The 24,268-nt window shown below is 64.0% G+C and carries 22 protein-coding genes, 1 pseudogene and 1 riboswitch; of the genes and pseudogenes, 11 read left to right on the top strand and 12 right to left on the bottom strand.

Annotation, left to right across the window (positions count from 1 at the left end; genetic code table 11):
* The 4 genes and pseudogenes from ABT24_RS05515 to ABT24_RS05500 form a co-directional block, all read left to right on the top strand.
* A pseudogene (locus ABT24_RS05515) lies at positions 1–207 on the top strand (hypothetical protein); the annotation flags it as partial.
* Between the two features lie 125 nt (positions 208–332).
* Positions 333–1,538, top strand: a complete 1,206-nt coding sequence (locus tag ABT24_RS05510) for a urate hydroxylase PuuD (protein ID WP_423837789.1) — start codon at positions 333–335, stop codon at positions 1,536–1,538.
* A gap of 51 nt (positions 1,539–1,589) precedes the next feature.
* Complete coding sequence (locus ABT24_RS05505) at positions 1,590–3,038, top strand: nucleobase:cation symporter-2 family protein (RefSeq protein WP_276705971.1); 1,449 nt, start codon at positions 1,590–1,592, stop codon at positions 3,036–3,038.
* Between the two features lie 82 nt (positions 3,039–3,120).
* Positions 3,121–3,888, top strand: coding sequence for a type III pantothenate kinase (locus ABT24_RS05500; RefSeq protein ID WP_276727062.1), 768 nt, complete (start codon positions 3,121–3,123; stop codon positions 3,886–3,888).
* On the opposite strand, the gene hslU is transcribed toward ABT24_RS05500, so the two are convergent.
* The 11 genes from hslU to ABT24_RS05445 form a co-directional block, all read right to left on the bottom strand.
* Positions 3,876–5,204, bottom strand: a complete 1,329-nt coding sequence (hslU, locus tag ABT24_RS05495) for an ATP-dependent protease ATPase subunit HslU (protein WP_276727064.1) — start codon at positions 5,202–5,204, stop codon at positions 3,876–3,878. The two genes, ABT24_RS05500 and hslU, sit on opposite strands and share 13 nt — an antisense overlap.
* Positions 5,205–5,208: 4 nt before the next feature.
* Complete coding sequence (gene hslV, locus ABT24_RS05490) at positions 5,209–5,748, bottom strand: ATP-dependent protease subunit HslV (protein ID WP_013106488.1); 540 nt, start codon at positions 5,746–5,748, stop codon at positions 5,209–5,211.
* Positions 5,749–5,851: 103 nt separating this feature from the next.
* Positions 5,852–7,816, bottom strand: coding sequence for an STAS domain-containing protein (locus ABT24_RS05485; RefSeq protein ID WP_276727066.1), 1,965 nt, complete (start codon positions 7,814–7,816; stop codon positions 5,852–5,854).
* 52 nt (positions 7,817–7,868) lie between these two features.
* A complete protein-coding gene (gene dksA / locus ABT24_RS05480) occupies positions 7,869–8,357 on the bottom strand; it encodes an RNA polymerase-binding protein DksA (RefSeq protein ID WP_013106486.1) in 489 nt (162 codons plus the stop codon).
* A 729-nt stretch (positions 8,358–9,086) separates the two neighbouring features.
* Entirely contained in the window at positions 9,087–10,148 is a 1,062-nt protein-coding gene (locus tag ABT24_RS05475; protein ID WP_156054709.1) for a CobW family GTP-binding protein, read from the bottom strand.
* 68 nt (positions 10,149–10,216) lie between these two features.
* Positions 10,217–11,398 (bottom strand): class I SAM-dependent rRNA methyltransferase, encoded by a 1,182-nt coding sequence (locus tag ABT24_RS05470; protein WP_276727069.1) that lies wholly within the window; start codon positions 11,396–11,398, stop codon positions 10,217–10,219.
* A 9-nt stretch (positions 11,399–11,407) separates the two neighbouring features.
* A complete protein-coding gene (locus ABT24_RS05465) occupies positions 11,408–12,418 on the bottom strand; it encodes a tyrosine recombinase XerC (RefSeq protein ID WP_276727071.1) in 1,011 nt (336 codons plus the stop codon).
* A 49-nt stretch (positions 12,419–12,467) separates the two neighbouring features.
* A complete protein-coding gene (locus ABT24_RS05460; protein WP_276705964.1) occupies positions 12,468–13,139 on the bottom strand; it encodes a DUF484 family protein in 672 nt (223 codons plus the stop codon).
* A gap of 13 nt (positions 13,140–13,152) precedes the next feature.
* Complete coding sequence (gene dapF, locus ABT24_RS05455) at positions 13,153–14,016, bottom strand: diaminopimelate epimerase (protein WP_276727073.1); 864 nt, start codon at positions 14,014–14,016, stop codon at positions 13,153–13,155.
* Between the two features lie 3 nt (positions 14,017–14,019).
* Positions 14,020–14,925 (bottom strand): LpxL/LpxP family acyltransferase, encoded by a 906-nt coding sequence (locus ABT24_RS05450; RefSeq protein WP_156054714.1) that lies wholly within the window; start codon positions 14,923–14,925, stop codon positions 14,020–14,022.
* On the bottom strand, positions 14,922–15,797 hold the full coding sequence (locus ABT24_RS05445) for a lysophospholipid acyltransferase family protein (RefSeq protein ID WP_276727075.1): 876 nt from the start codon (positions 15,795–15,797) through the stop codon (positions 14,922–14,924). The genes ABT24_RS05450 and ABT24_RS05445 overlap by 4 nt, the downstream gene beginning before the upstream one ends.
* A gap of 219 nt (positions 15,798–16,016) precedes the next feature.
* On the opposite strand from ABT24_RS05445, the gene metK reads away from it, so the two are divergent.
* Positions 16,017–17,210 carry a methionine adenosyltransferase gene (gene metK / locus ABT24_RS05440; RefSeq protein WP_013123779.1) on the top strand — a complete coding sequence of 398 codons (1,194 nt, stop codon included), beginning with the start codon at positions 16,017–16,019 and terminating at the stop codon, positions 17,208–17,210.
* Positions 17,211–17,244: 34 nt separating this feature from the next.
* On the opposite strand, the gene pip is transcribed toward metK, so the two are convergent.
* Positions 17,245–18,195, bottom strand: coding sequence for a prolyl aminopeptidase (pip, locus tag ABT24_RS05435; protein WP_276727077.1), 951 nt, complete (start codon positions 18,193–18,195; stop codon positions 17,245–17,247).
* Between the two features lie 48 nt (positions 18,196–18,243).
* Between pip and ppnP the strand changes: the two genes are divergently transcribed.
* The 6 genes from ppnP (at position 18,244) to ahcY (ending at position 24,265) form a co-directional block, all read left to right on the top strand.
* Positions 18,244–18,570 (top strand): pyrimidine/purine nucleoside phosphorylase, encoded by a 327-nt coding sequence (ppnP, locus tag ABT24_RS05430; RefSeq protein WP_156054718.1) that lies wholly within the window; start codon positions 18,244–18,246, stop codon positions 18,568–18,570.
* A gap of 16 nt (positions 18,571–18,586) precedes the next feature.
* Positions 18,587–19,927, top strand: a complete 1,341-nt coding sequence (gene argG / locus ABT24_RS05425) for an argininosuccinate synthase (RefSeq protein ID WP_276727079.1) — start codon at positions 18,587–18,589, stop codon at positions 19,925–19,927.
* Between the two features lie 115 nt (positions 19,928–20,042).
* The gene (locus ABT24_RS05420; protein ID WP_276727081.1) at positions 20,043–20,591 is read left to right on the top strand and encodes a hypothetical protein; all 549 of its coding nucleotides are present in this window, start codon (positions 20,043–20,045) and stop codon (positions 20,589–20,591) included.
* 257 nt (positions 20,592–20,848) lie between these two features.
* On the top strand, positions 20,849–21,850 hold the full coding sequence (corA, locus tag ABT24_RS05415; RefSeq protein ID WP_276727083.1) for a magnesium/cobalt transporter CorA: 1,002 nt from the start codon (positions 20,849–20,851) through the stop codon (positions 21,848–21,850).
* A gap of 62 nt (positions 21,851–21,912) precedes the next feature.
* A complete protein-coding gene (locus ABT24_RS05410; RefSeq protein WP_276727085.1) occupies positions 21,913–22,542 on the top strand; it encodes a LysE family translocator in 630 nt (209 codons plus the stop codon).
* Positions 22,543–22,667: 125 nt separating this feature from the next.
* Positions 22,668–22,787, top strand: a riboswitch (S-adenosyl-L-homocysteine riboswitch).
* A gap of 59 nt (positions 22,788–22,846) precedes the next feature.
* Positions 22,847–24,265: an adenosylhomocysteinase gene (gene ahcY / locus ABT24_RS05405; RefSeq protein WP_276727087.1), complete on the top strand. Its 1,419-nt coding sequence runs from the start codon at positions 22,847–22,849 to the stop codon at positions 24,263–24,265.
* The last annotated feature ends 3 nt before the right edge of the window (positions 24,266–24,268 follow it).

The following is a 24,268-nucleotide window of genomic DNA, read 5'->3' as shown; positions in this document are numbered from 1 at the left end:
GATTCCTTCATCAAGCATGTCAATCTGGGCGTGCGCTATGCCTTGTCCAAACGCACTTCACTCTATGCCATATATGCGCGTGCGACGAACTACTACTACTTTGTGAACGAAGTCGATGCCTTCGGCAACAACAACGCACCTACGGCCGCCAGTGGTTCGGGGGCTGCTTCCACAGGCATCGCATTGGGCCTCAGCATGAATTTTTGAAATCAACCCTTCGTCGCAGCGGCCAACACGCCAAGGGCATCGCGCCTTTTGGCACGCGACCTTGATGACTTTCGCAGAGCCTGCCGTGGCGGAAGTCGACTTCATATGACCCTTTAGGAGACGTCATGATGAGCGACTTGATGACCACCATCCTGCCCTACGCCATGAACTGGGCCGATCTGCTGCTGCGTTGGCTGCACGTCATTGTGGCGATTGCCTGGATTGGTTCTTCGTTTTATTTCGTCTGGCTCGACAACAGCCTGGAGAAGCCCACCGACCCGGAGTTGAAGGCCAGGGGAGTGGATGGGGAACTGTGGGCGGTGCATGGCGGGGGCTTCTACAACCCGCAGAAATACAGGGTCGCGCCGAAGAACCTGCCGCAGCATCTGCACTGGTTTTATTGGGAGAGCTATTCCACCTGGCTGTCGGGATTTGCGCTGCTCTGCGTGCTTTACTTCTATCACGCCGGTATTTTTATCGTCGATCCGCGGGTGTTTGCCTGGAGTTCGCCGGGGTACGCGGTGGCGGCCATGCTGGGCTTTCTCGTCGTCGGCTGGTTGGTTTACGACGGCATCTGCCGCGTGTTCGGTCAAGGCAAAAATGGCGACCTCACGGTGGGCATTCTGGTCGCGGTGTATGTGCTCATTGCGGCCTGGCTGGCCTGCCATTTGTTTGCCGGGCGGGCGGCGTTTCTGATCATCGGCGCCATGCTCGGCTCCTCGATGAGTGCCAATGTGTTTTTCTGGATCATCCCCGGTCAGCGCCGGGTAGTGGCGGCCATGCGCGCCGGGCAGACGCCCGATCCGATGGATGGCAAACGCGGCAAGCAGCGCAGCGTGCACAACACCTACTTCACCCTGCCGGTGCTGTTCGCCATGCTGTCCAACCATTACAGCTTCGTGTATGACGCGCCGAACAACTGGATGGTGCTGGTGCTGATGATGTTGGCCGGCGCGCTGATCCGCCAGTTCTTCGTGCTCAAACACAAAGGCGCCTGGAAGTGGCAATACTGGATCGTGGGTGGCGGCCTCATTATGGCCGTGGCGGTGGCGCTCGCGCCCAAGCCGCAGCCCTCGTTGGCAAACGCGAAACCGATCACGTTCGCGCAGGTGCAGCACATCGTGCAGGAGCGCTGCCTGTTGTGCCACTCCGGTGCTGCGGCCAGCAAAGGCGTGCGGCTGGATTCGGCGTCAGACATCGTCAGCCACGCGCAGGCGATTTATCAGCAGGTGGTGGTGCTCAAGGCCATGCCGCTGAACAACGCTACGCAGATGACCGATCTGGAGCGTGCCGAAATCGGTCAGTGGATCAAAGACGGCGCCAAGCCCTGAGACATCGCGACGACGTTCACCACGACACAAAACAATCAACAGGAGACCACCATGAACCCAGCCATCGCACCGGCGGTATCTGAAAACGCACCGCATCCGGTTGATGAAGTTTTGCCTGCTGGCAAGCTGGTCGCGCTGGGCATCCAGCATGTGCTGGTGATGTACGCGGGCGCCGTGGCGGTGCCGCTGATCATCGGCTCGGCGCTGAAGCTGCCGGTGGAGCAGATCGCGTTGCTCATCACGGCCGACCTGTTCATCTGCGGGGTGACCAGCATCATTCAGTCGCTCGGGCTCACTCCCTGGTTCGGCATTCGCATGCCGGTGATGATGGGCATGACCTTCGCCTCGGTCACGCCGATGATCGCCATCGCCACCACGCCCGGTATGGGCCTGCAGGACATCTTTGGCGCCATCATCGCCGCAGGCGTATTCGGGCTACTGATCGTGCCCTTTGCCTGCCGCCTGATGGGCATGTTCCCGCCTGTGGTCACCGGCTCGGTCATCACCATCATCGGCATTTCGCTCATGCAGGTTGGCATTCAGTGGGCTGTCGGTGGGGCGTGGCTCAAACCCATGATTGCCGATACCTCACCGCACGCGGCCGCAGGCAGCCTGGTTCCCAACCCAGCTTATGCCTCGATGGAAAACCTGGGCATCGCTCTGTTCGTGCTGGTGGTCATTCTGTTCATCAGCAAATTCGGCCGCAGCTTCCTCAAAAACATTTCGGTGCTGATCGGTCTGGTGCTTGGCAGCGTGGCGGCCGCCTTGCTGGGGCTGATGCATTTCGATCAGGTCGCCAAGGCCGATGCTTTCCATCTGGTCATGCCGTTTCAGTTTGGTGTGCCGCAATTCGCCATCGGCCCGATCGTGACCCTGTGCGTGGTGGAGCTGGTGGTGTTCGTCGAATCGGCCGGCATGTTCTTCGCGCTGGGCGACATTGTCGGGCGCAAGGTGGGTCGCACCGAGCTGGGGCGCGGTCTGCGGGTCGATGCTTTGGGCACCATTTTGGCCGGCATGTTCAACACCTTTCCCACCACCTCGTTTTCGCAGAACATCGGCTTGGTGGGCATGACCGGCGTGCGCAGCCGCTGGGTGACGGTGACCGGCGGTGTCATCATGCTGCTGCTTGGGCTGATGCCCAAACTGGGTGCGCTGGTGGCGGCGATCCCCCAGCCTGTGCTGGGCGGTACCGGTATCGCCATGTTCGGCATGGTGGCGGCCACGGGCATCCGCATCCTCAGCGAGGTTGATTACAAGAACAATCGCAACAATCTGCTCATCGTCGCACTGGGCATCGGCTTTGGCATGATTCCTCTGGTGGCGCCGCAATTTTTCATCCACTTCCCCGAAGTTCTCGCGCCCATGCTGCACAGCGGCATTCTGCTCACCGCCGTGGTGGCGTTTTTGCTCAATGCCTACTTCAACGGGTTCGGCACCCTGGATGCCAAGGGCCTTCTGGATCGGGAACACGCGGCAGAAGACGGGGCCAAATTGCGCTGATGGCCCGCGCAGCCCTGGCTGCAGATTCGCGGGTTTGCTCTGCTATGGTTCAGGAGACCACAATCCCTGTCGCGTTACCCGGATGCATCTTCTCGTTCTCGACGTTGGCAATACCCGGCTGAAATGGGGCCTCTATGCGCGCCCGCAACGCAACGCGGAGTTGCTCGCCGGCGGGGCCATGCTGCTGGAAGAGGTCGATCAACTCAGCAGCGTGCTGGCGGCACAGCCTCGCGCCGAGCGGGTGATCGGTTGTGCCGTTGCCGGTGCAGTGGTCACCGCGCGGGTGTGTGCCGAGCTCGATGCGCTTGGGCTGCGCTGCAACTGGATCAGCGCGCAGGCTGAACAATGCGGGCTGCGCAACAGCTATGCCGTGCCCTCATTGCTGGGCGCGGATCGATGGGCGGCGCAACTGGGCGCGCGCCAGCGCGTGCCCAATCAGGCGGCGATGGTCATCAGCGTGGGGACGGCCGTCACCGTCGATTGCCTCAGTCGCGAAGGGGTGTTCATCGGCGGCATCATCCTGCCCGGCTTTGGCTTGATGCTCAAGGCGCTGGAGATGGGCACGGCAGGGCTGCGCGTACCCGAAGGCGACATCGCGGAATTTCCCACCAATACCAGCGATGCCTTGATGACTGGTGGCGCCTTGGCCATTGCGGGCGCGGCGCGGCAGATGCATGCGCGTCTGCAAGCGCGGGAAGCGGGCGAGGTGGTTGTGCTGCTGACCGGCGGCGCGGCGCCCAAGCTGCGCGACGCCCTGGGGCTGCCGCATCAGCATGTCGAACATCTGGTGTTCGAAGGCTTGCTGTGCATTGCGGGGAACGCGCAGCCGCAGACGGATCAAAGCACGTAGCGCGACAGATCTTCGTCGCGGGCGATGTCGCCCAGACGTTCGTTGACCATCGCCGCATCGACTTTCACGGTGCTGTGCTGCGCGCCATCGGCATGAAACGACACCTCTTCGAGCAGCCGCTCCATCACCGTGTGCAGCCGCCGCGCGCCGATGTTCTCGGTCTTTTCGTTGACCTGAAAGGCCACTTCTGCCATGCGGCGAATACCGTCTGCGGTGAACTCGACTTGCACGCCGTCGGTAGCGAGCAACGCGGCGTACTGCTTGGTGAGGCTGGCGTCGGTGCTGGTGAGAATGGCCTCGAAATCCGCGACCGAGAGCGACTCCAGTTCCACCCGGATGGGAAAGCGCCCCTGTAGTTCGGGAATCAGGTCGGAAGGCTTGGCGACGTGAAACGCCCCGCTGGCGATGAACAGAATGTGATCGGTGCGCACCATGCCGTATTTGGTGCTGACCGTGGTGCCTTCCACCAGCGGCAGCAGATCGCGCTGCACGCCCTGGCGCGACACATCGGCGCCCTGGGTGTCGCTGCGCGAGGCGACCTTGTCGATCTCGTCGAGGAACACAATGCCGTTCTGCTCCACCGCGCGCAGCGCGCCCGCCTTGATCTCTTCCTCGTTGACCAGTTTGGCGGCCTCTTCGTCGATCAGCAGCTTCTGCGCTTCGTGCACCGTCACCTTGCGCGTCTTGCTGCGCGTTTGCCCCATATTGGCGAACATTGAGCGGATCTGCTCGGTCATGTCCTCCATGCCGGGCGGGCCCATGATGTCCACGCTGGCCGGATGCACGGCGAGGTCGATCTCGATTTCCTTGTCATCGAGCTGGCCCTCGCGCAGACGCTTGCGCAGCATTTGGCGCGTGGGATTGGTCTCGGTGACCGATGGGGTATGCCCGCTGGAGTCTGCCGGCGCGGGCAGCAGCACGTCGAGAATGCGGTCTTCCGCGCGGTCTTCGGCGCGGGTGCGTTGCTGGCGCATGGCGGTTTCGCGCGCCAGCTTCACGGCAGCCTCCATCAGGTCGCGGATGATGGTGTCCACATCGCGCCCGACGTAGCCCACTTCGGTGAACTTGGTAGCCTCGACCTTGATGAACGGCGCGTCGGCCAGCTTGGCCAGACGGCGCGCAATCTCTGTTTTGCCCACGCCGGTAGGGCCGATCATCAGAATGTTTTTTGGGGTGATTTCGTGCCGCAGCGGCTCGGCGACCTGCTGACGGCGCCAGCGGTTGCGCAGGGCGATGGCCACCGCCTGCTTGGCCTTGGCTTGGCCGATGACAAAGCGGTCGAGTTCGGAGACGATTTCTCGGGGAGTCATATTCATGGTCTTACTCACCCAGGGTTTCGATGGTGTGCGACTGGTTGGTGTAGATGCAGATGTCGCCCGCAATCTTCAGCGATTGGGCGACGATCTCGCGCGGGCTCAGCGCGGTGTGTTCCAGCAGGGCACGGGCGGCCGACTGCGCATACGCGCCTCCTGAGCCGATGGCGACGATGCCGTATTCGGGTTCGAGCACATCACCATTGCCGGTGATGATGAGCGAGTGCTCGGCATCGGCTACCGAGAGCATGGCTTCCAGGCGGCGCAGCATGCGGTCGGTGCGCCAGTCCTTGGCCAGTTCGACCGCGCTGCGCAACAACTGTCCCTGGTGCTTCTCCAACTTGGCTTCGAAGCGCTCGAACAGCGTAAAGGCATCGGCTGTTCCGCCGGCGAAGCCAGCCAGAATCTGGTTGTTGTAGAGCCTGCGCACCTTGCGCGCAGTGGATTTGACGACGATATTGCCAAGCGTCACTTGCCCGTCGCCGCCCAGGGCCACGGTAGCGCCGCGGCGCACGCTAAGGATGGTGGTGCCGTGATATTGATCCATGCCGGGATGTAAGGGTGGGAGTAGAAAACTCAAGAGGCGGCAGTGTGGCAACCCGGCAGTGCAAGCGCCGCTTTGCCGCAGCCGGTCGGCGCCGAGCAGAACCTCAGTCGCGACGCAGCTGAATGAGGGCGTGCTCGTGCAGGCCGAGGATGCTGAACAGACCGGCGATCAGCCGGTGTACGCCGGTGAACTGCAGGGTCTTGCCCTGATCGTGTTGCATCATGGCCCAGTTGAGCAGGGCGCCTGCGCTCGAAAAATCGATACGGCGCAACTGACGCAGGGAAATGCTCATCTGTTCATGCGTTTTGGCCGCCTGCTCCAGCGGGTTCAGAAAGTCGCTTGAATTGCCGAGAATCTCGCCGCTGAGATGCAACTGTGCCGAGCGCGAGCCGCCATTGCCCAAAACGGAATTCGGGCTGATCCCCGAGTTCTGAAACGCAACTGGCTGTGTGGATGCCTCAGGCGCCGCGTTGCCGTCCACGCCGACGAGTTCGACTCTGGCGCGGCTCGCCTCCCAGGTCGGAGGCGAGATTTCGTAGGTCACGCAGTAGTCGAGCGCGATGGCGTCGAAATCGTCCTGCTGGTTGACCAAGCGCAGCAACTCCAGACGCAAGGCCCACCATTGCGGATCGGCCTCGCGCTGCATGGCGGGCGCCTGCGCTTGGCAAAGGGACAGCAGGGTATTCGCGCCGTTCAGGGCGACGGTGCAGGCGGTGCTGTTGATCTTTTTCAGCGACTCAACCAGTGCGGACAAGGCGGTTGGCGTGATGGTGCGCACCTCCTCGAAGCTCAATTCAAGCGCCGAAGGCGCATTGAGCAGCAGCTTGCGCAAACGCTCGGTTTGGACGGCATCGACCGATGCAGAAAAAACCAGCGAGGGCTTGAAGTGGTTTGACGCTGGCGCGGGCGCCGCAGCGGGCGCAGGCAGGCCGTCTTCGGCCATCGGCGCCGAGGTCTGGAATCGGCTGACGAAATCGGTCACCAGGGCTTCGAACTTGTCGATCTGCCCCGAGGCGCGGAACAGGTCAAACAGCGCCAGCCAGAGCTCTTTCTCCGAATCCAGATCCTGCGAGTTGGAAATGGCGTCGCGCAAGGCCGACTCGGCGGCGACATCATCGCCATTGGCGAAGTCCATCACCGCCTGATCGAACAAGGGATTGGAGCTCAAAGCCTCGTGCACTTCCACGGCGAAGAAGGCGCTGGGCATGAAGTCATTGCTCGATCGCAGCCAACTGTCGCCCGAGGGCGCCGAGGTGTGCGGCGGCAGAGCGTCGGCGCTCAGGCGGGTGGCTGCCGCCAGCGTAGGCTGCTCGTCGAACGACACGGCAGCAGGTTGCGACTTGCGCACCTGCGCTGGCGGCGCGCTGGGCACGAAGGGGACGGTGGGGGCGTAGCCAACAGGCGGCAGCGTAGGCGGCTCACCCGGCGCCGTGGTCGGGCCGGACTGCGACGGCACACCGGTCGCGGGTTGCGTTGTCAGACCGCCCGGCTTGGTGATCAGAGTGGTATCGGCATAGGCCGTATCCACCTTGAAGTGCATCGTTCCAGTCGTCTGCGACTCGGGCGATAGCGTCCCCGCCGAGAGGGATGGGGGCGCGAAGGTGAGTGGCGGTTTGGCCTGCGATGGCTGGTGGCTTTGGGTTGGCAGACTTTGGGGAAGAGATCGGGTCGTGGGCGCAGGCATCTGCCGCGTGACCGGCGCGCGACTGCGGGTTGCGGCAGAGGCGTGATCGCCCGCCATCGACTTTTCGATCTCGTTGATTTTTCGCAGGGTTTCGTCCCGGTCGTGTACCGGGGTGGGCTGGGACGTCAGATCCGGAACATTGGTCTGCAGGCTGTCATCCATGCCCAGATCGGTGGCCTCGCGCCTGCGTAGCTTGCGCAGGCCGTCGAGTTCGCGCTTGCGGATGAAATCGTCCTGACGCTTCTGGTCCTCGCGGGCCTTGACCCGGGCGAGGTTTTCATGCTCTTGAAGGGCCTGTTCGTCGGTTAGCGACCAGTCGCGGGTCGGGTTCTTGACAAAAGAACCCACTCGCTTCCAGAAACCGCCTGAATCAGAACTGCTCATGCCTGAGTTGCCCGCAAATCGCGCCAGCCGCAGGGAGGCGACAGGTCTTCAATCAATCGTTGAACATTTTCTGCTTGAGTTCGCGGCGTTGCTGCGCTTCGAGCGACAGGGTGGCCGTCGGCCGGGCCAGCAGACGGCCGATGCCAATGGGCTCGCCTGTTTCTTCGCACCAGCCATATTCGCCGCTTTCGATGCGCTGCAGCGACTGGTCAATTTTTTTCAGCAGCTTGCGCTCACGGTCGCGGGTGCGCAACTCCAGCGCGTGCTCTTCTTCAATGGTGGCGCGATCGGCCGGGTCGGGGACTAGCAGCGTGTCTTCGCGCAGATGCTCGGTAGTTTCGCCCGCGCTCTTGATCAGATCGTCGCGCATGGTGCTGAGCAGACGCTTGAAGTAGTCGAGCTGGACTTCGTTCATGTATTCCGACTCGGGCATGGCCAGCAATTCTTGCTCGGTCAGTTCGGAGGCAGTCTTGTGCTTCCAGGCATTGGCATGCTTGGGATCGGATTTTCTGGGGGTGGGTTCGATGGTTGTGCTGCTCATGGAACTTCTGTCGAGTCGGATAGGTTCAGGCGACCCCATGGCCGCCGACAAGGGTTTTGAGGCGTGGAGTTTACTCACGCCAGACGAAGATGAGCGCCGAAGCGCCGGGGAAGCTGTGACTTTTTTGGCAGCTGCGGCAGAGACGGCTGGCGCGGTTTGCGCCGCTGTAGCTTTAGCGGCAGACTTGGCGGGCACAACTTTGTCGGGCACTACTGGCGTCGCCTGAACGGCTGGCTCGACCTTGGTCTTGGCTGCAACTGGTTTGACTGCGGGTTTTTTGTCTGCAGCCGCAGGCTTGCTCTTGCCTGGGGCTGCGACCGCTTTTTGAGACGACTTGACCACGAAAATCCTCCCGAACTTTCCCATCCGACGGCCCATTGCCGCCTGATTTGCTGCATGGCCGGGCACGGACGAAGTGAATTCGTCGTGCGCTGACCGCGCGCTGATTTGAACGTGTGGAGCCGCCCATCGCTGGACTCGCCCCCGGACTTTCCACCCCTCGACTTTCCACCCCTCTTGACCGCGCTCTTTGCCGTACTCTTGGCATCATGCCTTTGCTGTGCCGAGGTGCAGGTCAGCCTCACTGCAACCCAACGCAACCCAACCGCCCCTCAATTCCACCATGACTGCGGTTTGTCGGGCGAGCTGTCATTCAGGTTAGCCACTGCCCGGGCTGGCCACTGCCAAAACCGCCCGATTCTATTCATTTCGGGTGGCAAGGCAAATGCATCATCCGATCAAGCATTGCTGCAGACCTTTTTCGAGGATGTCGCGCGGCAGATCGATGCCGATGAACACCATCTTGCTTTGCCGCTGTTCCTGTGCGCCCCAGGGCGCGGCGAGATCGCTGCCCATGAGCTGGTGCACGCCCTGGAACACCACTTTGCGGTCGATGCCCTGCATGTTCAGCACGCCCTTATAGCGCAGCATGCGCGGGCCGTAGACCTGCACGATGGCGCCGAGAAAGTCTTCGAGCTTGGCCGGATCGAAGGGTTTGTCGGCGCGGTAGACGAAGGATTTCACATCATCGTCGTGGTGGTGATGGTGCGGGTGATTGCAGTGTTCGCCATGCTCGTGATCATGGTCATGGTGGTCGTGATCATGGTCGTGGTCGTGATGATCGTGATCATCGGCCTTGAGGAAGTCGGGGTCGATGTCGAGCTTGGCGTTGAGGTTGAAACCCTTGAGGTCGAGCACCTGCGACAGCGGCACCTCGCCGAAATGCACCACGCTTTGCTTGGCGCGCGGATTCATGTGGGCGAGTCGGTGTTGCAGGGCGGCGAGTTCGTCGGCGCTGACCAGATCGGCCTTGCTGATGAAAATCTGGTCGGCGAAACCCACCTGGCGGCGCGCTTCTTGCCGACTGTCGAGCTGCTGGTTGGCGTGTTTGGCATCGACCAGGGTGAGGATGGCGTCGAGCATGTACTGGCTGGCGACCTCGTCGTCCATGAAAAAGGTCTGCGCGACCGGGCCAGGGTCGGCGATGCCGGTGGTCTCGATGACCACGCGGTCGAACACCAGTTCGCCCTTGCGGCGCTTGGCGGCCAGATCGGCCAGCGTGGCGCGCAGATCGTCGCGAATGGTGCAGCAGATGCAGCCATTCGACATCTGCACGATCTGCTCGCCCGCTTCCTGCACCAGGATGTCGCTGTCGATGTTCTCTTCGCCGAACTCGTTTTCGATCACGGCAATCTTGGAGCCATGCGCTTCGTGCAGCACGCGCTTGAGCAAGGTGGTTTTGCCGCTGCCGAGAAAGCCGGTGACGATGGTGGCGGGAATGAGGGAGGCCATGGTGGGATTCCTTGAAAGAAACAACGCCTATTCAGATCGGGGCGATCAACGAAAAATCAACTGGAAGTTCAACTGCGGCGCAGCAGCAGCCCCTTGAGATACTCGCCTTCGGGGAAATGCAGGCTCAAGGGGTGGTCGAGCCCGGCGCCGGTACGGGCGACGATCTGGGCGTCTGCGCCCGCGTCGAGGGCGGCGCCAGCGACGATTTTCTGGAACAGCTCGGCACTGACGCCGCCCGAGCACGAAAAGGTGAACAGCCAGCCTCCCGGCGGCAGCAGATGGAAGGCCAGGCGATTGATGTCTTTGTAGGCGCGAGCCGCGCGCTCGACTTGCTGCGGGCTGGCGGCGAATTTGGGCGGATCGAGCACGATGGCGTCGAACTGCGCGCCTTCTTCGCGTAGGCGGCGCAGAGTGGCGTTGACGTCGGCGTCGACGAATTGCGCCCGCGCCGGATCGAAGCCGTTGAGCGCGACATGCTCGGCCGCCAGCGCCAGCGCGGGCGCGGAGGAATCGACCGAGGTGACTTGCTGCGCCCCGCCGGCCAGGGCGGCCAGCGAGAAGCCGCCGGTGTAGCTGAAGCAGTTGAGCACGCGCTGCAGGCCGTGCGCGCGCACCGTGTCGGCAAAGCGGGCGCGGGCGTCGCGCTGATCGAGGTAGAAGCCGGTCTTGTGGCCGGTGGCGACATCGACCCGCAGCCGCAGCCCGTTTTCATGGATCTCGACCTGCGTTTGCCCTTCGCCCAGCAGCCAGCCGGTGGCCGCGGGCAGGCCTTCGCGTTCGCGCAGCGTGGCGTCCGAGCGTTCGTAAACGCGGGTTTCGGGCATGAGGGCGTGCAGGGCGCTGACGATCACCGATTTCCAGCGCTCAATCCCCGCGCTGCCCGCTTGCAGCACCACGATGTCGGCGTAGCGATCGACGATGCAGCCGGGCAGACCATCGCTCTCGCCGTGTACCAGGCGGCAGGCGGTGAGATCCAGCCCGAGCGCTTGGCGGCGGGCGATGGCCGCGCGCAGTTGTTCGGTGAAAAAGGCGGCGTCGATGCGCTGCGTGGCCTCGAAGCTCCAGACCCGCAAGCGGATTTGCGAAGCGGGGCTGAACGCGGCCCAGGCGAGAAACTGGCCATCGTGCGATTCCACGCGGACGGTCTCGCCGCTGTCGGCGCTGCCTTTGGCGATCGAGCTGGCGAACACCCAGGGGTGGCGGCGCAGCAAGGAGCGTTCCTTGCCCGGATGAAGGCGGATGGTTTTCATGGAGGGGCCTTAGGGTTTTTTGCGCGCCCGGGGATGGGCGGCGTCGTAGACCTTGGCCAAATGTTGGAAGTCCAGGCGGGTGTAGACCTGTGTGGTGGCAATGCTGGAATGGCCCAGCAATTCTTGCACCGCGCGCAAATCGCCGCTGGACTGCAGCACATGCGAGGCGAAGGAGTGGCGCAGCATGTGCGGATGCACGCGGGCATCGAGCCCGGCAGCGCGGGCGTGCTCGCGCAGCTCCAGCCAGACGCGCTGCGGCGTGAGGCGTGCGCCGCGTGCGCCGAGAAACAGCGCGACCTGCGCGTCGGCGTCGGCATCGGGGCGGAGCAGGGCGGGGCGCAGCTCCAGCCATTGCCGCAGCGCCAGTAGGGCGGGACGGCCGATGGGCACGCTGCGCCGCTTGTTGCCCTTGCCGGTGACGGTGGCTTCGGCGGCGTCCCAGTCGATCCAGCCGCGCGCGGTCTTGCTGGCGCGTACGTCCAGCCCGGTGAGCTCGGAGACGCGCAGCCCGCAGGAATAAAGCAGTTCGGCGATGGCATGCACCCGCGCGCTGCGGGTGGCGAAGGGTTCAGCCTGGTGCGGGCGTCGGTGCGGGCGCGCTGCGGGCGTCGATTCTTGCGGGGTGTAAGCCGCCAGCGCCACGGCCTGATCGACCGAAAGCGCCTTGGGCAGCGGCTTGGCGGCCTTGGGCGCACGCACGTCCTGCACCGGGTTGGCTGCGACGAAGCCGAGCCGCCCCATCCAGCGGAAAAAGCTGCGCCAGGCCGATAGCCGCGCCGCGATGGCGCGCGGGCTCATGCCGCCGGCGTGAAGCTGCGCGGCCCAGCGGCGGATGTGCAGCGACTCGATTGGCGCTGCGCCCAGCGCTTCGGCGCGCTGCAGCAGGTCATCGAGGTCGCGCCGATAGTTGACCAGCGTGCCCTCAGCCAGACGGCGTTCGGTTTGCGCGTGTGCGAGATAGTCCGCCGCCAACTGACGCAAGGTCGGGCTATTGAGCGGGAGTGAGCCGGGCGCGGCCATAGGGTGAACTGCGTGGCAAACAGCGGGGCGGAGAACGGCCTGGGCGGGCTCAGCGCGCGAGCAGGCCGACGAGCGCGGCGCTGGCCAACTGGCTGATGTGGTTGAGGAAGTCAGTGCCCATATCGGCGGTGAAACGCTGGCTGTCGGGGGAGGCCAGCACCAGCAGCCCCATGCACATGCTGGTATGCGGGTTTTGCAGCGGAATGAGTGCGAGCGATTGCGCCATCTGCGCGTCCGGCAGCCAGTGCGCGGCCTCGAAGCCGGGGTTGGGGCCGACGAAGGGCGCGGCCAGGCTGGCGGCGAAGGTCTTGGCGTCTTCGCTCACCCCGGTGGCGAAGTCGAGCGCGGCGAACGCTTCGCGCACCGGCCAGAGCTTGAGCGCGGTCATGGGCAGATCGAAGGCGGACTTGAGGGTGTCTTGCAGCGTTTGCGGCAACTGCTCCGGTGCGCCCTGTTGCGCCAGCATGACATCGCGGGCCCAAAGCAGCAGCTTGCCGGCCAGGGTTTCGTTGTCCACCGCGTTGCGCATCATCGCGGCGAGGCGATGCTCCAGAGTGCGCATTTTGTCGCGCAGCATTTCCATCTGCCGCTCCTGCAGCGACACGGCGCGGTTGCCGTGCGGGCTCTGCAATTGCACGGTGGTGAGCAGTTCGGCGTGGCGCTCGAAAAATTCGGGGTTGGCGGCCAGGTAGGCGGCCAGATCGTGTTCGCTCAGTTCCATCGGGTGTTCTCCATCAGGGCAGATCGGGAAGGTCGATCGTGCCGTCAAAAACAAAAGCGGCGGGGCCGGTCATACGCACGGGCTGGCCAGCGCCCGCCCATGAAATGGTCAGCTCGCCGCCGTGGGTCTGCACGTCCACCGCGCCTTGCAGCCAGCCGTGGCGCAGCCCGGCCACCACGGCGGCGCAGGCGCCAGTGCCGCAGGCCAGGGTTTCGCCCGCGCCGCGCTCCCAGACGCGCAGGCGGATGTGCTGGGCGTCGACGATCTGCATGAAACCGGCGTTGACCCGGCGCGGAAAACGAGGGTGATGCTCGATCAGCGGGCCGTCGCGCAAGACGGGCGCGGTGTCCACATCGTCCACCCGCTGCACCGCATGCGGGTTGCCCATCGACAGCACGCTCACCCAGGCGGTGGCCCCTGCGAGGTCCAGCGGCCACTGCTCCCAGCCATCCACCTGCCGCGGCCTCAGGCCGTGGGCCTCGAAAGGCACGCGCGGCAGATCGAAAACCGGCGCGCCCATGTCCACGGTGACGCGGCCGTCGGGCTGCAATTCGGGTTCGATGAGGCCGGAGAGCGTCTGCACCCGGATGCGTCTTTTGGCGGTGAGCCCCTTGCCGTGCACATAGGCGACGAAGCAACGCGCGCCATTGCCGCATTGCTCCACCTCACCGCCGTCGGCGTTGAAAATGCGATAGCCGAAATCGACTTCGGGCGAGGGCGCGGCTTCGACCAGCAGAATCTGGTCAGCACCCACGCCAAAGTGCCGGTCGGCGAGCAGGCGCAGTTGCGCCGCGTTGAGGGTCAGCGGGGCGCGGGTGGCGTCGAGCACGACAAAGTCGTTTCCGGCGCCGTGCATTTTGGTGAACGCGACTTGCATGGGTCAGTAAAGAGAAGGCTCGCCTTCGGGGCGGTTTTTGAAGCGCTTGTGCACCCAATGGTATTGCGCAGGCATGGTGCGCACTTGCTCTTCGATGAAGCGGTTCATGCGTCGCAGATCGGCGTCGATGTCGGCGGGCTTGCCCCGGGCGTCCAGCGCGGGAAAATCGGCCCAGGCGGGATGCACGGTGATGGCGTAGCCGCGCGCGCCGGGCAGGATGCGGGTGACCACGGCGTAGACCCGGGCGTCGGCGGAAGCTGCCAGCCGCGGGGCGACGTCGAGGGTGGCTGCGGGAACGCCGAAAAAGTCGATGAAGCGCGAGCTGCGCAGGCCAAAGTCCATATCGGGCAGGGTGTAGAACGGCACCCCGGCTTTGAGTTGCCGCAACATGCCCGCGGCGCCGTCATGCCGCGAGACGATGGCGGCGGTGTGAAAGCGGCTGCGCCGCGCCACCACCCAATCGTCGAGCACCTTGTTTTTCTGCGGGGTGTACATGCCTGAGACCGGACGCGGCGCCACCAGGCTGAGCGCCGTCCATCCCGCGTCCAGCCCCTCGAAGTGAAAACCCAGCAGCAGGGTGTTGCGGCTGCCGTCCAGCGCTTCCTCCACCGGGCCTTCGAGATGCAGCAGGCGCTGCAGGCGCTTCGGGCTGGCGTACCAGAGCACGCCGCGTTCGAGAAACGCCCGGGCGACGAAGACAAAATGCTGTCGCGCCACGGTGCGCTGCTGCGCAGCCGTCCAGTCGGGGAAACAAAGTTGCAGATTGCGCAGGGTGATGCGCCGACGCGAGCGGGCCAGCGGCCACAGCAACCAGCCCACCGCCGTGCCCAGCGCAGCGAGCACGGGGTAGGGCAGCAGATGCAGCAGCCAGACGAGGCCGATGCTCAGACGGGCGAACAGCGACTTCATGGCGCGCTTTCCTCGGCAAGATTCGGCGCGGGGGGCGGCGGTGCGCCCGAGGGGGTTTTGTAGCGGTTGTAGGCCCAGAGATATTGCTCGGGACAGCGCCGGATCAGACCTTCCAGCGCCCGATTGATCTGCGTGGCGGCGCGTTGCGGGTCGGCGTCCAGGGCTTCGGGAAACGGCTCCAGCGTCAGGGTGTAGCCGCGCCCGCCGGGCAGACGCAGGGCCGAGGCCAGAATGATGCGGGCGTTGCCCAGTTGCACCAGGCGCGCGGGCAGGGTCATGGTGTAGGCCGGGCGGCCGAAAAAGTCGGCCCAGACGCCTTCGCCGCTGCCGGGCGCCTGATCGGGCAACAGGCCGACGGACTCCCCCGCGCGCAGGGCGCGCAGCAATTGCCGCACCCCGGCGAGATTGGCCGGGGCGGTGGCCAGATTGTGGCGCTGGCGCGAGGCCAGGGCCAGCGGCAGCAGCACGGCCTTGCGCGGCGGGCGGAACATCACCGTGATCGGGCTCCAGAGCGCGGCCGCCTGCGCCGAGATTTCAAAGCATCCCAGGTGCGGCGTGAGATACAGCACGCCCATGCCCTGGGCGCGAACGGCATCGACATGCTCCTTGCCGATCACCTGCACCCGGTGCACGGGCGCCGTAGCGCCGCGCCGAAACCAGACCACGGGCAATTCGCCGACCATGCGTCCGGCTTGCGCGGCCGCCTTGCGCGCAAGCTGCTCTGGCGCGTAGCCCGCCTGTTGCATGTTGGCGCGCAGACGCTGGCGATACACGCTTGAGGCGGCATAAACCAGCAGGCCGAGCGCCGCCCCGAGCGACTGGAGCAAACCCAGCGGCAAGACAGACAGCCAGCGGAACACGCGGAGCAGCACGATGAAGGATTTCCCTGAGGTGCAAAGGGTGCCATGTTACGAAGCGCCGCTGAACAAAGGGCGCGCATAGAATCCATGACATTGCCACCGAGTTAATGACAACTTGCGGGGTGGCAGGGGCAGGCGACCTTCGGGGCGGCTGCGTAGATGTCCGCTAAAGCGTCGCCGTGCGAGACCCAAACGGTGGCGTCGATCCAACCGTTCATAGAAAGGTCCGTCATGGCAAACCACTTCCTGTTTACATCCGAGTCCGTTTCCGAAGGTCATCCCGACAAGGTGGCCGATCAGATTTCCGACGCCATTCTCGACGCCAATCTGGCGCAAGACCCGGCCTCCCGCGTTGCCGCCGAAACCCTGGCCAACACTGGCTTGATCGTGCTGGCGGGTGAGATCACCACCACGGCCGTGGTCGATTACATCCAGGTCGCGCGCGATACGCTCAAGCGCATCGGTTACGACGACGCCGATTTCGGCATCGACCACAAAAGCTGCGCGGTGCTCGTCGCCTACGACAAGCAAAGCCCCGACATCGCCCAAGGCGTGAACAAGGCGCACGACGACGAACTCGACATCGGCGCCGGCGACCAGGGGCTGATGTTCGGCTACGCCTGCGACGAAACCCCCGAGCTCATGCCCGCGCCGATCTACTACGCGCACCGCCTGGTCGAGCGCCAAAGCCAGTTGCGCCGTGACGGCCGTCTGCCCTGGCTGCGCCCGGATGCCAAGAGCCAGATCACCTTCCGCTACGAAAACGGCTATCCCGTGGCCATCGACACGGTGGTGCTGTCCACCCAGCACGCGCCTGACATCGCGCTGGCCGATCTGCGCGAGGCGGTCATCGAGCACATTATCAAACCTGTGCTGCCCGCAGAGTTCATGCGCGGCGAGGTGAAGTACCTCATCAACCCGACCGGACGCTTCGTCGTCGGCGGCCCGCAGGGCGACTGCGGTCTCACGGGGCGTAAGATCATCGTCGATACCTACGGTGGCGCGGCCCCGCATGGCGGCGGCGCCTTCAGCGGCAAAGACCCGACCAAGGTCGACCGTTCGGCCGCCTACGCTGCGCGCCATGTGGCCAAGAACATCGTGGCTGCCGGGTTGGCTAAGAAATGCCTGGTGCAGATTTCCTACGCCATCGGCGTGGCCCAGCCCACCAGCATCATGGTGACGACGCAGGGCACCGGCGTGATCGACGACGCCAAGCTCGAACAACTGGTGCGCCGTCACTTCGATTTGCGTCCGCGCGGCATTATCGAAATGCTCGATCTGCGTCGCCCCATCTATTCCAAGACCGCCGCCTACGGCCACTTCGGCCGCGACGAACCCGAGTTCAGCTGGGAGGCCACCGACAAGGCCGCCAAGCTGCGCGACGACGCCGGGCTGGGCGCGCTGCAGGCCGCCGCGACGGCGTAAAAGAGGGCGTGTCAGGGGCGGCGGTTCGGTGACTTCAATAGCCGGAAAATCGGTCCGTCGCCTCGATCAGACGCGAGAGGATGCCCGGCTCGTTGTAGGCGTGCCCGGCGTCGGGCACGAGCTGAAAGTCGGCTTGCGGCCAGGCGCGGTGCAAGTCCCAGGCGCTGCGAACCGGGGTGCACACGTCGTACCGGCCTTGCACGATGACGCCAGGCACCTCGGCCAGCTTGCCTGCGTCGCGGATCAACTGGCCTTGCTCCATCCAGCCTTCATGCACGAAATAGTGATTCTCGATGCGTGCGAAGGCCAGCGAGAACGCATCCTGCGCATGATGTGCGGCGTTGACCGCATCGGGCAGCAGACGGATGGTTTGCCCTTCCCACACGCTCCAGGCGCGGGCGCAGGCCAATTGCGCTGCCGGGTCGGCGCCCGTCAGCCGTTTGCGATAAGCGCCGATCAGATCGCCGCGCTCCGCTTCGGGAATGGGCGCCAGAAAGCCCTCCCACAGATCAGGAAACAGCCACGACGCACCCTCCTGGTAGAACCACAGCAGCTCCTCCCGCCGTAGGGTGAAGATGCCGCGCAGGATCAGCGCCGACACTCGCGCGGTGTGCGTCTGGGCATAGGCCAGAGCCAGGGTGCTGCCCCACGAGCCGCCGAACACCAGCCAGCGATCCACGCCCAGCAGGGTGCGCAGCCGCTCGATGTCGGCCACCAGATGCCAGGTGGTGTTGTTCTCCAGTGAGGCGTGCGGGGTCGATCGTCCGCAGCCGCGCTGGTCGAACAGCAGCACGCAGTAGCGCTGCGGGTCGAACAGGCGGCGATGATCCGGCGAACAGCCCGAGCCCGGTCCGCCGTGCAGAAAGACGGCAGGCCGACCTTGCGGATTGCCGCAGAGTTCCCAGTAGATCTGGTGACCTTCGCCGGTGTCGAGCACGCCGGTTTTGAAGGGTTCGATGGGTGGGTAATAAGTGCGTAAGTTCATGGGAATGGCAGAATAGCGGGTCTCTTTTCCCCCTGCCCGAACCTATCCATGAGCACCACCCAGATCGGCGGCGTGACCGTCAACACGCAGGCCAATGTGTACTTCGACGGCAAATGCATCAGCCACGGCATCACCCTGGCTGACGGTACGAAAAAATCAGTCGGTGTCATCCTGCCCGCCACGCTGACCTTCAACACCGGCGCGCCCGAAATCATGGAATGCGTGGCCGGGGCCTGCGAATACAAACTGCCGGGCAGCGACGTTTGGGTGAAATCCGGCGTGGGCGAGCGTTTCAGCGTACCCGGCAATACCCGCTTCGAGATTCGCGTGCCGGAAGGCGAAACCGCCTATCACTACATCTGCCATTTCGGCTAACCCGCGCTCAAAACCCATGGCTACCATTCTGCAAAACCTGCCTACCGGGCAAAAAGTCGGCATCGCCTTCTCCGGCGGCCTCGACACTTCCGCCGCCCTGCTGTGGATGAAAAAAAAGGGCGCCCAGCCCTACGCCTACACCGCCAACCTCGGCCAGCCCGACGAGAGCGACTACGACGACATTCCGCGCAAGGCCATGGGCTTCGGCGCTGAAAAGGCCCGCCTGATCGACTGCCGCGTGCAACTGGCGCACGAAGGCATTGCCGCCATCCAGTGCGGCGCCTTCCACATCAGCACCGGCGGCGTCACCTACTTCAACACCACCCCGCTGGGCCGCGCCGTCACCGGCACCATGCTGGTGGCCGCCATGAAGGAAGACGATGTCAACATCTGGGGCGACGGCTCCACCTTCAAAGGCAACGACATCGAGCGCTTCTACCGCTACGGCCTGCTCACCAACCCCGCGCTGAAAATCTACAAACCGTGGCTGGATCAGCGCTTCATCGACGAACTCGGCGGTCGCAAGGAAATGAGCGAGTTCCTGATCGCCAACGGCTTCGACTACAAGATGTCGGTCGAGAAGGCCTACAGCACCGACAGCAACATGCTCGGCGCCACGCACGAAGCCAAGGACCTGGAGCACCTCAACAGCGGCATCCGCATCGTCAACCCCATCATGGGCGTGGCGTTCTGGAAGCCCGAAGTGGAAGTGAAGGCCGAAGAGATCACCATCCGCTTCGAAGAAGGCCAGCCGGTCGCCCTGAACGGCCAGACCTTCGACTCGCCGGTGGACCTGTTCCTGAAGGCCAATGAAATCGGCGGCCGCCACGGCCTGGGCATGAGCGACCAGATCGAGAACCGCATCATCGAAGCGAAGAGCCGCGGCATCTACGAAGCCCCCGGCATGGCGCTGCTGCACATCGCCTACGAGCGCCTGGTCACCGGCATCCACAACGAAGACACGATCGAGCAGTACCGCATCAACGGCCTCAAGCTCGGCCGCCTGCTCTACCAGGGCCGCTGGTTCGACCCGCAGTCCATGATGCTGCGCGAAACCGCCCAGCGCTGGGTGGCGCGCGCCATCACCGGCGAAGTGACGCTGGAACTGCGCCGTGGCAACGACTACTCCATCCTCAACACTGAGAGCCCCAACCTCACCTACGCCCCCGAGCGCCTGAGCATGGAAAAGGTGGAAGACGCCCCGTTCAGCCCCGCCGACCGCATCGGCCAGCTCACCCTGCGCAACCTCGACATCACCGACACCCGCGCCAAGCTCGGCATCTACGCCAAGACCGGGCTGATTACGCTAGGCGAGGGGGCGAGCATGTTGCGGTTGGAGGGGGAGAAGGGGGAGTGAAGGCGGGGGCGCAGCGATGCTAGACCTGACCCCGTTCAGTTTTCGCGCACGTATTGATGCGAGCCATCACTCCCTTTGTTCTCTTTTTATGATGTACTGAATCTGGACGTTGACTATGAGTCGTCTATTCCTCTGTTCGGCCTTGGCGTCGCTTCTGCTGTTATCTGCTTGCGAATCACCTATGACACAGCGCTATGCCATCGCTGCTGACAACAATCAGGCGATCAAATCACTAAATACATCTGGCATTGGCTTAGGAAAATTCTCGGGTCCGGCAGACTTTAATGCCACATGCCGCGCACTTGGGCCTCTGCAGGTTGCCGACGGACTCACTCACACTCAATACATCCGCAAAGCCTTTGAGGATGAGTTGAAAGTGGGTGGAGCGTACGAAAGCGGCAAGCCGCGGGTCACCCTAACCGGCACGGTGAACAAATTGGAGTTTTCATCCAGCAAGGGTTTGACAAGCGGCTTCTGGTCCATCGAACTGACACTCGCCTCATCAAATGGAAAGTCTTTGGTGGTCAACGAGCACTACGAGTTCAACAGCGGCTTCGGCGCTAGCGAGGCATGTCGAAACACTGCAGATGCATTCTCTCGCGCGGTTCAGGATCTTGTCGGAAAGACGCTGAAAAATCCTGACTTTCCGGCCCTTGTGGCTTGAGGGACGAGAAGTGGTCAGGTCTAGCTTCGTAGCCCCCCATGCTGAAGCGCAACCCTGATCTGCGCGAACGGTGTTTGGGTGAGGAGACAAGCCGTTTGCTTCCGCATCATGTGCGACCTTCAGGACGGTGCACTGCGCGTCCTTGTGGTGCAGATCGGCAACTGACGCGAGGTTTACCGATAGGTTTTCCGCGCAAGCTGGCCGCTGCCCGCATGCTGACGCGAAGACTTTTTTGATCCATTGCGTGAAACAAACCCATGCCCGCTTCTGACACCCCCAACGCCGAAAACCCCGTTCGCGCCTGCGTGGCCTATGACCGCAGCGGGAGGCGGGTGGGCGATATCGCGCTGGAGGCGATCAGCGACATGCTCGCTTTGTCCGACCGGTTTGTCTGGGTGGGGCTGTATGAGCCGGATGCGGCCTTGCTGGCGCAGATGCAGCACGAGTTCGATCTGCACCCGCTGGCGGTGGAAGACGCCGCCAAGGCGCACCAGCGCCCCAAGTTAGAGGCTTATGGCGAATCGCTTTTTGTCGTGGCACGCACGGCCTCGCGCAGCGGTGCGCATGTGCGGTTCGGCGAGACGCATATCTTCATGGGTCGCAACTACATCCTCACCATCCGGCATGGTGATTCGACCGGCTACACGACGGTGCGTCGCAATGCCGAGCAGACGCCCGCGTTGCTCGCGCAGGGGCCGGGGTATGCGCTGTACGCGGTGCTCGATGCCATCGTCGACGGGTACCTGCCCATCGTCGAGGCCTATCGGGCCGAGCTGGAGGAGCTGGAAGGCGAGATCTTCGCGCGCCAATGGCGGCGCGGCACGCTCAAGCGGCTGTACGCGATGCAGCGCGAACTCACCCGCCTGCGGCTGGCGGTGGCGCCTTTGCAGGATGTGCTGGCGCAGCTTCAGCGCCTGCCCGACGACGTGATGCCCGAGGCCATGCGGCCTTACTTCCGCGACGTGAACGACCATGCCAACCGCATCAACGACACGGTGGGCGCGCTGCGCGAAATGCTCTCGGCGGCGATGAACGTCTCGGTCTCTCTTGTGACGCTGGAGCAGAACGAGGTGGTCAAGCGGCTGGCCGGCTGGGCCGCGCTGCTGGCCGTGCCCACGTTGCTCACCGGCTGGTTCGGCATGAACTTCCGGCACATGCCCGAACTGGACTGGCGCTGGTCCTATCCGGCATTGCTCGTCTTCACCCTGGCCTTGTGCGGCGGGCTGTACTACTGGCTCAAGCGCTCCCGCTGGTTGTAGCCAGGGTTCGCCCCACCCCAAACCCAAAACTATTTCGCCTTTGCCACTAGAGCTTGCCGCCCATGCCCGACATCCACCACTTCGCCTTGTTCCTGCTCTCGGGCCTGTTGCTCAATATGACCCCGGGCGCGGATATGTTGTTCATCGTGTCGCGCAGTGCTGGGCAGGGGGTGAGGGCCGGGGCGATGGCGGCGCTGGGGGTTGGGGCGGGTTGTCTGGTGCATGTCACCGCAGCCGCAGTGGGGCTGTCGGCGCTGATTGCCGCGTCGGATCTGGCGTTCAACGTGGTCAAGTGGATGGGAGCGGCCTACCTGGTGTGGCTGGGGGTGGGTCTGCTGCGTGCAAGGAGGCAGGCGCCAGCGGTTTCAGCGCCCATGGCCGCCGCACCCTTGCGGGCGGTGTTCTGGCAAGGCGTGCTGACCAATGTGCTCAACCCGAAGATCGTGCTGTTTTTTCTGGCCTTTTTGCCGCAGTTCGTTGGCACTTCGACGCGCGGACAGGGCTGGGCGTTTCTGTTGCTCGGCGTGGTGTTCACCGTCAATGGCACGCTGTTCAATCTGGGCGTGGCCTGGGTGGCGGCTCGGGCGCGCCATCTGGGGCGCATGCAGCGCCTGGCGCTTTGGGTGCGGCGGCTGACCGGCGTGGTGTTCGTCGGCCTGGGGCTGCGTCTGGCGTTGGCGTCGCGGGTGTAGAGCGGGACAAGCCAACGCGGCGCCGCAGTAATCCACTCCAGAATCAGGCGGTGCGCGGTGGGAGCAGTCATTTCACGGCCTGCGGTTCGCGTGGCAAACCTGCGGCAAACCGATAGAATGCGTGGCTTCCCGAGGAGCGTTGCAACGCACGGGGCGAGTTGTTCGCCGCTGTCGCCAGGCTCGGGTCTTTGATCGCAGGCCGCTACACCTTGCTGGTGGCTTTCCTTCAACGGCGCTCACCCAACCCGTGCCGGGCGCGGGATGCGGTGCGCATCCGTTCCCGGCCACTTTGTTCGGAGTTTGTATGAACGCTGTGGTCGATATGAAAACTTCCCCTGATTATGTAATTGCCGACATCGGCCTGGCCGACTGGGGCCGTCGCGAGATCGCCATTGCCGAGAGCGAGATGCCCGCGCTCATGGCCATCCGCGAGGAATATGCCGCCCGCCAGCCGCTGCGCGGCGCGCGCATCACCGGCAGTCTGCACATGACCATCCAGACGGCCGTGCTGATTGAAACCCTGCAGGCGCTGGGGGCGCAGGTGCGCTGGGCGTCGTGCAATATTTTTTCCACCCAAGACCATGCCGCCGCGGCCATTGCCGCCAACGGCACGCCGGTGTTCGCGGTGAAGGGCGAGTCGCTCGAAGACTATTGGGAATACACCCATCGCATTTTCGAGTGGACCGATGGCGGCTACTCCAACATGATTCTGGACGACGGCGGCGATGCCACCCTGCTGCTGCATCTGGGCGCACGCGCCGAGACCGACGCTGCCGTGCTCAACCACCCCACCAGCGAAGAAGAGCGCGTGCTGTTTTCCGCCATCAAGGCCAAGCTGGCGAGGGACGGCAAGTGGTATTCCACCCGCCTGGCGCAGATCAAGGGTGTGACCGAGGAAACGACGACCGGCGTGCACCGCCTCTATCAGATGCACCAGCGCGGCGAGCTGAAGTTTCCCGCGATCAACGTCAACGACAGCGTGACCAAGAGCAAGTTCGACAACCTCTATGGCTGCCGCGAAAGTCTGGTGGACGGCATCAAGCGCGCCACCGATGTAATGGTCGCCGGCAAGATCGCCGTGGTCGCCGGTTATGGCGACGTGGGCAAGGGCAGCGCACAGGCGCTGCGCGCGTTGTCGGCCCAGGTGTGGGTGACCGAGATCGACCCGATCTGCGCCCTGCAGGCCGCGATGGAAGGCTATCGCGTGGTGACCATGAACTATGCCTGCGAGCACGCCGACATTTTCGTCACCGCCACCGGCAACTATCACGTCATCACCCACGATCACATGGCCCGCATGAAGAACCAGGCCATCGTCTGCAATATCGGTCACTTCGACAACGAGATCGACGTCGCGGGCATCGAGAAGTACCAGTGGGAAGAGATCAAGCCGCAGGTCGATCACATCATCTTCCCGGACGGAAAACGCATCATCCTGCTGGCCAAGGGTCGTCTGGTGAATCTGGGCTGCGGCACCGGCCATCCGAGCTACGTCATGAGCTCCAGCTTCGCCAATCAGACCCTGGCGCAGATCGAGCTGTTCACCAAGACCGGCGAATACCCTGTGGGCGTCTACACCCTGCCCAAGCACCTCGACGAGCATGTCGCGCGCCTGCAGCTCAGCACCCTCAATGTGCAGCTCACCACGCTGAGCGACCAGCAGGCCGCCTACATCAATGTGCCCAAGGACGGTCCGTACAAGCCGGCCCACTACCGGTACTGATGC

This window comes from Thiomonas sp. SCN 64-16, from assembly GCF_001725585.1.
GTDB lineage: Bacteria > Pseudomonadota > Gammaproteobacteria > Burkholderiales > Burkholderiaceae_C > Thiomonas > Thiomonas arsenitoxydans.
Note: the sequence above shows the minus strand (reverse complement) of the source record. Positions and strands in the feature narration are given on the sequence as shown.

Bases quoted from the DNA above. Each gene is read 5' to 3' on its own strand.
- ABT24_RS05510 (WP_423837789.1), top strand. From the start codon at position 333: ATGATGAGCGACTTGATGACCACCATCCTGCCCTACGCCATGAACTGG.
- ABT24_RS05505 (WP_276705971.1), top strand. From the start codon at position 1,590: ATGAACCCAGCCATCGCACCGGCGGTATCTGAAAACGCACCGCATCCG.
- ABT24_RS05500 (WP_276727062.1), top strand. From the start codon at position 3,121: ATGCATCTTCTCGTTCTCGACGTTGGCAATACCCGGCTGAAATGGGGC.
- hslU (WP_276727064.1), bottom strand. From the start codon at position 5,204: ATGAATATGACTCCCCGAGAAATCGTCTCCGAACTCGACCGCTTTGTC.
- hslV (WP_013106488.1), bottom strand. From the start codon at position 5,748: ATGGATCAATATCACGGCACCACCATCCTTAGCGTGCGCCGCGGCGCT.
- ABT24_RS05485 (WP_276727066.1), bottom strand. From the start codon at position 7,816: ATGAGCAGTTCTGATTCAGGCGGTTTCTGGAAGCGAGTGGGTTCTTTT.
- dksA (WP_013106486.1), bottom strand. From the start codon at position 8,357: ATGAGCAGCACAACCATCGAACCCACCCCCAGAAAATCCGATCCCAAG.
- ABT24_RS05475 (WP_156054709.1), bottom strand. From the start codon at position 10,148: ATGGCCTCCCTCATTCCCGCCACCATCGTCACCGGCTTTCTCGGCAGC.
- ABT24_RS05470 (WP_276727069.1), bottom strand. From the start codon at position 11,398: ATGAAAACCATCCGCCTTCATCCGGGCAAGGAACGCTCCTTGCTGCGC.
- ABT24_RS05465 (WP_276727071.1), bottom strand. From the start codon at position 12,418: ATGGCCGCGCCCGGCTCACTCCCGCTCAATAGCCCGACCTTGCGTCAG.
- ABT24_RS05460 (WP_276705964.1), bottom strand. From the start codon at position 13,139: ATGGAACTGAGCGAACACGATCTGGCCGCCTACCTGGCCGCCAACCCC.
- dapF (WP_276727073.1), bottom strand. From the start codon at position 14,016: ATGCAAGTCGCGTTCACCAAAATGCACGGCGCCGGAAACGACTTTGTC.
- ABT24_RS05450 (WP_156054714.1), bottom strand. From the start codon at position 14,925: ATGAAGTCGCTGTTCGCCCGTCTGAGCATCGGCCTCGTCTGGCTGCTG.
- metK (WP_013123779.1), top strand. From the start codon at position 16,017: ATGGCAAACCACTTCCTGTTTACATCCGAGTCCGTTTCCGAAGGTCAT.
- pip (WP_276727077.1), bottom strand. From the start codon at position 18,195: ATGAACTTACGCACTTATTACCCACCCATCGAACCCTTCAAAACCGGC.
- ppnP (WP_156054718.1), top strand. From the start codon at position 18,244: ATGAGCACCACCCAGATCGGCGGCGTGACCGTCAACACGCAGGCCAAT.
- argG (WP_276727079.1), top strand. From the start codon at position 18,587: ATGGCTACCATTCTGCAAAACCTGCCTACCGGGCAAAAAGTCGGCATC.
- ABT24_RS05420 (WP_276727081.1), top strand. From the start codon at position 20,043: ATGAGTCGTCTATTCCTCTGTTCGGCCTTGGCGTCGCTTCTGCTGTTA.
- corA (WP_276727083.1), top strand. From the start codon at position 20,849: ATGCCCGCTTCTGACACCCCCAACGCCGAAAACCCCGTTCGCGCCTGC.
- ABT24_RS05410 (WP_276727085.1), top strand. From the start codon at position 21,913: ATGCCCGACATCCACCACTTCGCCTTGTTCCTGCTCTCGGGCCTGTTG.
- ahcY (WP_276727087.1), top strand. From the start codon at position 22,847: ATGAACGCTGTGGTCGATATGAAAACTTCCCCTGATTATGTAATTGCC.